Source organism: Massilia brevitalea (assembly GCF_030711405.1).
In the GTDB taxonomy this organism is placed as follows: Bacteria; Pseudomonadota; Gammaproteobacteria; order Burkholderiales; family Burkholderiaceae_D; genus Telluria; species Telluria brevitalea.
In genome coordinates, this window is record NZ_JAULSI010000041.1 from 43,573 (window position 1) to 50,493 (window position 6,921).

General features: G+C 63.6%; 7 protein-coding genes. All 7 read left to right on the top strand.

The window, feature by feature from the left end; translation table 11 throughout:
• Positions 1–92 precede the first annotated feature (92 nt).
• The 7 genes from QWL29_RS21550 to QWL29_RS21580 all read left to right on the top strand — a co-directional run bounded on the left by QWL29_RS21550 (position 93) and on the right by QWL29_RS21580 (position 6,654).
• Entirely contained in the window at positions 93–1,169 is a 1,077-nt protein-coding gene (locus QWL29_RS21550; RefSeq protein WP_305824927.1) for a CobW family GTP-binding protein, read from the top strand.
• A gap of 198 nt (positions 1,170–1,367) precedes the next feature.
• The gene (dksA, locus tag QWL29_RS21555) at positions 1,368–1,820 is read left to right on the top strand and encodes an RNA polymerase-binding protein DksA (RefSeq protein WP_305824928.1); all 453 of its coding nucleotides are present in this window, start codon (positions 1,368–1,370) and stop codon (positions 1,818–1,820) included.
• Between the two features lie 261 nt (positions 1,821–2,081).
• Positions 2,082–3,431 (top strand): hypothetical protein, encoded by a 1,350-nt coding sequence (locus tag QWL29_RS21560; protein ID WP_305824929.1) that lies wholly within the window; start codon positions 2,082–2,084, stop codon positions 3,429–3,431.
• Between the two features lie 124 nt (positions 3,432–3,555).
• Entirely contained in the window at positions 3,556–4,092 is a 537-nt protein-coding gene (gene hslV / locus QWL29_RS21565; protein WP_305824930.1) for an ATP-dependent protease subunit HslV, read from the top strand.
• 14 nt (positions 4,093–4,106) lie between these two features.
• Positions 4,107–5,444, top strand: a complete 1,338-nt coding sequence (hslU, locus tag QWL29_RS21570) for an ATP-dependent protease ATPase subunit HslU (RefSeq protein WP_305824931.1) — start codon at positions 4,107–4,109, stop codon at positions 5,442–5,444.
• Between the two features lie 11 nt (positions 5,445–5,455).
• Positions 5,456–5,659, top strand: a complete 204-nt coding sequence (locus QWL29_RS21575) for a hypothetical protein (protein ID WP_305824932.1) — start codon at positions 5,456–5,458, stop codon at positions 5,657–5,659.
• 263 nt (positions 5,660–5,922) lie between these two features.
• Positions 5,923–6,654 (top strand): helix-turn-helix domain-containing protein, encoded by a 732-nt coding sequence (locus QWL29_RS21580; RefSeq protein ID WP_305824933.1) that lies wholly within the window; start codon positions 5,923–5,925, stop codon positions 6,652–6,654.
• Positions 6,655–6,921: the final 267 nt, after the last annotated feature.

A 6,921-nucleotide genomic window follows, 5' to 3' on the forward strand; every position in this document is an offset into this window, starting at 1 on the left:
AGGCAGGCACGGTTGATGGTGGCAGATTGCAAATTACGGCATAATCTTTCGACTCTCCGCGCCCAAACCGGGCTGAACGCAACGTAAAGACCATGTCACTGATCCCTGCCACCATCCTGACCGGCTTCCTCGGCGCCGGCAAGACCACCCTCCTCAACCGCATCCTGCGCGAGGAGCACGGCCTGCGCATCGCCGTCATCGAAAACGAATTTGGCCAGGAAAACATCGACAACGAAATCCTGGTCCAAGATAGCGGCGAACAGATCGTCGAGATGAACAACGGCTGCATCTGCTGCACCGTGCGCGGCGACCTGATCGTGGCATTGACGAACCTGGCGCAAAAGCGCGAGGCCGGCGAACTCGCTTTCGACCGCGTGGTCATCGAAACCACGGGCCTGGCCAATCCCGGCCCGGTGGCGCAGACCTTCTTCGTCGACGAGGAAGTTGGCGCTCACTACCTGCTCGACGCCGTGGTGACCGTGGTCGACGCGCGCCATGCAATGGACCAGCTGGACCGCCACGAGGAAGCCCAGCGCCAGGTTGGCTTTGCCGACAAGATCCTGCTCTCGAAGCTGGACCTGGTCGACGCCGCCGCCATCGAGGCCCTGAAGACGCGCCTGGCACGGATCAACCCGCGTGCGCCGATCTCGACCTCGGACTTCGGCAGTGCGCCGCTGAGCGAGGTGATGGACCTGCGCGGCTTCAACCTGAACGACAAGCTCGAACTCGACCCCGACTTCCTGCGCGCCGACGAGCACGAGCACGAACACGAACACGAGCACCAAGGCCAAGATCACGACCATGCGCACTGCGGCCACGACCACGCACACGGCGAAGCCTGCAGCCACGACCACCACCATTCGCACCACAGCGACGACATCGCCGCCTTCGTGTTCAAGAGCGAGCGCGCCTTCGACCCGGAACGCCTGGACCAGTTCCTGGGCAGCCTGGTGCAGGTATTCGGCCCGAACATGCTGCGCTACAAGGGCGTGCTGTCGATGCAGGGCGCCGACCGCAAAGTCGTGTTCCAAGGCGTGCATCAAATCATGGGCAGCGACCTGGGCGCAAAGTGGGAAGCTGGCGAAGTCCGTGGCAGTAAAATGGTGTTTATTGGTAAAAATTTACCAAAAGACGTATTTATCCGCGGATTGGAACAGTGTTTGGTATAAACTATCCCGGTTTTACGGTACCCCTTGCGCCTTGTGCCACGGCGCGACAGGTACCGTCGAGCAGCCGCCGCCGGCCAATCCGGAGGCGAAGACGGCAGATTGCAGCGCCGTCATGGCAGTTGGCAGTGCACACTGTTGGTAACTCAGTACTGCTGAGCCAGCTGATAAAATGAAAACCTCTGTCGTATCGAAGGCAACATGACTAAAACAACGAAATCGAATACCGCCGCGCAGTCCGAAGACCGACTCATTTCGGAAGAGGAAATTCGGGCGATGGGCGACGAGGACTACATGAACCCGGCCCAGCTCGCGTTCTTCAAGGACCGCCTGCAACAGCTCGAGAAAGAGCTGCTGAAAAATGCCGGCGAGACCACGGAACACCTGCGCGAAACCGTCCTGGTCCCGGACCCGGCCGACCGCGCCACCATCGAGGAAGAGCACGCGCTCGAACTGCGCACCCGCGACCGCGAACGCAAGCTGCTGAAAAAGGTCCAGCAGTCGCTGGCCTCCATCGAAGCCGGCGAATACGGCTGGTGCGAAGAAACCGGCGAGCCGATCGGCATTCCGCGCCTGATCGCGCGCCCGACCGCCACCCTGTCGCTGGAAGCCCAGCAGCGCCGCGAACTGAAGCAAAAGCTGTACGGCGACTGATCGCTTCCACCCCCCTACCGAAAAAGCATGCGCGCAACCGCATGCTTTTTTCTTGTTTACCTGTCCGCCCGTCTCAGGCGTACCGTCAGAATCTTTCCTATGGGATACACTAGCGCTGGCTCGCAGCAGGTTTGAGCCTGCGCACGTGTGCGCAGGGCGTGCCGCGGGCGTCCGTGCTACCGTCATGGATGAGCGCTCGGGAGCCAGGGTCCCGCTGCGCGTCAAGCAATAAGCATGGGGTAATCGATAGGCGGAAACGACGTGGGCTTATTTTCCTTCCTGAAGAAAAAGAACGAACCGGTCGCCGAAGCGCCGGCCACGCGCCTGCGCGCGGGTGAGCCTTCGCGCCTGTCCGCCGAGGCCGAACGCGAACGCCAGCGCGAAATCGCCCGCGCCACGGCCGCGAAGATCGACGCCATCGAGCTGGCCATGACCACCGACCTGCTCGACGACGGCGACACCGGCTGGGGCAGCAGCCACCGCCCGCCGGCCGCGGCCACCGCGCCGCTGGCCTCCAGCGCCGATACCGAACTTGGGCTCCTGGACGGCCAGCTGGAAGCCGACCTCGCGCCGGCGAATGCGCCCGTGGTTGAGGAAAGCGCCATCCTCTACGCCAACGGCCAGGCCGACCTGGCCGAGGGCATGCTGCGCGATTGCCTGGGCGAACTCGGACGGTCCGAACGCCTGCCCTGGTGGATGCTGTTCGATCTTTACCAGTCCCAGGGCCGTGAGCAGGAATTCGACAGCATCGCCATCGACTACGCCAGCCATTTCGAGACCTCCCCGCCCGCCTATACCGACCGTCTCCCGCGCCAGGCGCAAGAAGCCTTTGCCGGCGCGGCGCCCACCCTGCGCCTGCCGGCCGCGCTCGACGCCGGCCTTGGCGCCCACCTGCCGGCCCTGCACAGGCCGGCGCTGCCAGGCACGCCCGTGCGGCTCGACTTCGGCGCCGTGCGCAGCGCGCATGCGGCAGGCTGCGCCGCCCTGCTCGCCAGCCTGCAAGCCCTGCGCCGCGCAGGGCGTCCGGTGGTGCTGGCCGGCGCCGATGCGTTGCTGGCGGTGCTGCGGCCGATGCTGGCGATTGGCGAACGCGGCAGTGGCGAAGCGCCCTGGCTGCTCCTGCTCGAACTGCTGCAATTGCTGGACCGCGAAAAGGACTTCGAGGAAACCGCGATGGACTATTGCGTGACCTTCGAAGTATCGCCGCCTTCGTTCGAGACGCCGCTGCGCGCTGTGGCGGATGCCGGTGCTGCGGCCAATCGGGGCAATGCGGCGCCTGCCCTTGCGGTGGCGCTCGATGCCGAACAGCGTTTCCTGTTGCCGCCGCTGGTAGACGGCGATATCGGCGCGCTGCTGGCGGCCATCGATGCGTATGCGTCGTCGGCGCAGGCGGCATCCGTCCAGACGGCAGGTGCAGCGCCGGTCGTGCTCGACTGCTCGCGCCTGGCGCGCATCGGATTCAGCGCGGCCGGCGCCCTGCACGTACGGCTGCGCAGCCTGGCCGGCACAGGGCATCCGGTCGAGCTGCGCGACCTGAACCACATGGTGGCGGCCCTGCTGCGCCTGCTGAACTATGGCGACTGCGCGCGCCTGTATGCGCACAAGTATTGAACTGCATAGTGAGCGGCTTGCCGGACCGCAGCTGCGCGGATACTGCTGAGCTTTGGTGTCATCCTGTCTTGCAATTTTGTGCAACAGCCCCACTTGCGGAGGGCTAGTCAACCACGAGGCAGATATGGAACAATTTCACGGCACCACCATTGTGAGTGTACGTCGCGGCGCGCAAGTCGCATTGGGCGGCGACGGCCAGGTCACCCTGGGGAACGTCGTCATGAAGGGCTCGGCGCGCAAGGTGCGCAAACTCTACCAGGGCAAGGTCCTGTGCGGTTTCGCCGGCGCCACCGCCGACGCCTTTACCCTGCTCGACCGCTTCGAAGCGAAGCTGGAAAAGCATCAAGGCAATTTGCTGCGCTCCTCGGTCGAGCTGGCCAAGGACTGGCGCACAGACCGCATGCTGAGCAAGCTCGAAGCCATGCTGCTGGTGGCCGACAAGGAAGTGACTCTGATCATCACCGGGAATGGCGACGTGCTCGAGCCGGAAGACGGCATCGGCGCGATCGGTTCGGGCGGCATCTATGCCCAGTCCGCAGCCAAGGCGCTGCAGGAAAATACCGAGCTGTCCCCTGCCGAGGTCGTCAAGAAAGCGCTGACGATTGCTGGCGAGCTGTGCATCTACACCAATTTGTCCCACATCATCGAAACGCTGGATTGAACGGCATGCATATCATGAACATGACTCCTCTCGAAATCGTGTCGGAACTGGACAAGCACGTCGTCGGCCAGGGCAAGGCCAAGCGCGCCGTCGCTATTGCCCTGCGCAACCGCTGGCGCCGCCAGCAGGTGGCCAAGCCGCTGCGCCACGAGATCACCCCGAAAAACATCCTGATGATCGGCCCGACCGGCGTCGGCAAGACCGAAATCGCGCGCCGCCTGGCGAAACTCGCCGACGCGCCCTTCATCAAGATCGAAGCGACCAAGTTCACCGAGGTTGGCTATGTCGGCCGCGACGTCGACACCATCATCCGCGACCTCATCGACATCGGCGTCAAGCAGACCCGCGCTTCCGAAATGAAAAAGGTGCGCCAGCGCGCTGAAGACGCGGCCGAAGACCGCATCATCGACATCCTGGTGCCGCCCGCACGTGATTTCGGCTTCAACGTCAGCGCCGCTGCCGAGGCGAAGGAAGGCGACAGCACGCGCCAGACTTTCCGCAAGCGCCTGCGCGAAGGCTCGCTCGACGACCGCGAGGTCGAGATCGAAGTGGCTGACGCCGCGCCGCAGATGGAAATCATGGCGCCGCCGGGCATGGAAGAAATGACGGAGCAGATCAAGTCGATGTTCGCCGGCGTCGGCAACACGCGCAAGAAAGCGCGCAAGATGAAGATCAAGGAAGCGATGAAGGTGCTGGCCGAGGAAGAAGCGGCGCGCCTGATCAACGAAGACGAGATGAAGCAGAAGGCGATCCATAATGTCGAGAACAACGGCATCGTCTTCCTGGACGAGATCGACAAGATCGCGACCCGCTCGGAGCACGGCGGCGCCGACGTCTCGCGCGCCGGCGTGCAGCGCGATTTGCTGCCGCTGGTCGAGGGCACGACGGTAAACACCAAGTACGGCATGATCCGCACCGACCACATCCTGTTCATCGCCTCGGGCGCCTTCCACTTGTCGAAGCCGTCGGATCTGATTCCCGAGCTGCAGGGCCGCTTCCCGATCCGCGTGGAACTCGAATCGCTGTCGATCGACGACTTCAAGCGCATCCTCACCAGCACCGACGCCTGCCTGACGACCCAGTACGAAGCCCTGCTGGGCACCGAGGGCATCAAGGTCGACTTCACCGAAGACGGCATTCACCGTCTGGCCGAGATCGCCTTCTCGGTCAACGAACGCACCGAGAACATCGGCGCGCGCCGCCTGTACACGGTAATGGAAAAGCTGCTCGAGGAAGTGTCCTTCGACGCCAGCGACAGGCAGGACAAGCTGGTAACGGTCGACATGGCTTACGTCAATCTGCGCCTGGACGTGCTGTCGGCCAACGAAGACCTGTCGCGCTACGTGCTGTAACGGAGGCGAGCATGGCGAACAAGGCACTCGCAACCCGGCAAAAGATGCGGCTGCGCATCGAACCGTCGCAGCAGTTCGGCAAGCCGCGCAACCCGATCGCCGCGCTGGCCAAGGCCCGGGCCGCCGGACCGCACGCCAAGCCTTTGTCGAGCGAGCGCCAGGATGCCAAGCGGCAGTTGAAGAAGGCGAAGCTGACGGTGGACGAGGACGAGTGAGTTCACTGGGAGTTTCGGCTCCCGGTATTCGGTACCTTGCATATCGTCGGGTTTTTCATCGACACGAAGACCACGTGGGCACGAGTGCCCACCCTACGTACGATTTTGTAGGGTGGGCTCTTGAGCCCACGCGGTCTCATCATTTGAACAGGGGCGCACTACACTCCGGTCGCGAGCGCTGCCATCTTCGCCCCCACCATCTTGCCTGTCTAACAATTCACCTGTACATTGTGCGGCGCTAACCGCCACCCAACAGGACCCCCATGAGCTCACCCGAGCTGATCGTCGATGTGCTGCGCGCCGAGCTGCGTGCGGCGAATCTTACCTATAAAACCCTGGCCGAGCGCATCGACATGAGCGAGTCGAGCGTCAAGCGCCTGTTCGGGCAGAAAGACATGCCGCTGTCGCGCCTGGCGCAGATCTGCCAGGCGGGGGGCATTGCGCTGGAAGACGTGCTGCGCCGCGCAGCCGATGCTCGTCCGCAGGCCGATGCCCTGACCCTGACCCAGGAAACCGCGCTGGTTGCCAAGCCTCACCTGCTGCTGGTGGCGATCTGCTGCCTGGGCCATTGGACCTTCGAGCAGATCGTCGAGAATTACCGTCTGACCCAGGCCGAATGCATCGCCGCCATGGCCGAGCTCGACCGCTTGGGCCTGATCGAACTGCGTCCGCTGAACCGCTACGGCATGCGCGTCTCGCATGCCTTCCATTGGCTGCCGGATGGGCCGGTGCAACAATTCTTCCGCGAACACATGGTGCCGGATTATTTTGCGGGCCGTTTCGATGGGCCGGGCGAGACGCTGATGTGCTTGCCTGCACGGCTGTCGGCCGCCAGCGCCGCTGAAGTGGCGCAGAAGATCGCCCAGTTGGCGGCCGAGCTGGCAAGGTTGCACAAGCACGACCGCCGGCTACCGGCCGATGAGCGGGATGGGATGAGCCTGGTGGTAGGGTTCAGGTCGTGGGAGTTTGCGGCGTTTACGGCGCTGCGGCGCTAGGAATCGCACGTTTCGATCCAATCCCGCATTAATCGGAGCACGCGGACTCGGCTGTAGGGTGGGCACCCCGTGCCCACGCGGAAGCGTGCACAACAATTCACTGGAGCTCGCCAGGAAGGCTGCGTCGAGTTGGCGTATGGAGGGATTAGCGCTAACGTATCTCTTTCGAACCTGATCAACAAGCGTCTGCCAACCATCCTGCAACAGCCGCTGATAACGCGGCGTTCCGCGTGGGCACGGAGTGCCCACCCTAATGTGATGGACTCC

What these genes read in the sequence shown, in the direction of transcription:
- dksA (WP_305824928.1), top strand. Translation starts at nt 1,368, where the DNA reads ATGACTAAAACAACGAAATCGAATACCGCCGCGCAGTCCGAAGACCGA.
- hslV (WP_305824930.1), top strand. Translation starts at nt 3,556, where the DNA reads ATGGAACAATTTCACGGCACCACCATTGTGAGTGTACGTCGCGGCGCG.
- QWL29_RS21575 (WP_305824932.1), top strand. Translation starts at nt 5,456, where the DNA reads ATGGCGAACAAGGCACTCGCAACCCGGCAAAAGATGCGGCTGCGCATC.
- QWL29_RS21580 (WP_305824933.1), top strand. Translation starts at nt 5,923, where the DNA reads ATGAGCTCACCCGAGCTGATCGTCGATGTGCTGCGCGCCGAGCTGCGT.
- hslU (WP_305824931.1), top strand. Translation starts at nt 4,107, where the DNA reads ATGAACATGACTCCTCTCGAAATCGTGTCGGAACTGGACAAGCACGTC.
- QWL29_RS21550 (WP_305824927.1), top strand. Translation starts at nt 93, where the DNA reads ATGTCACTGATCCCTGCCACCATCCTGACCGGCTTCCTCGGCGCCGGC.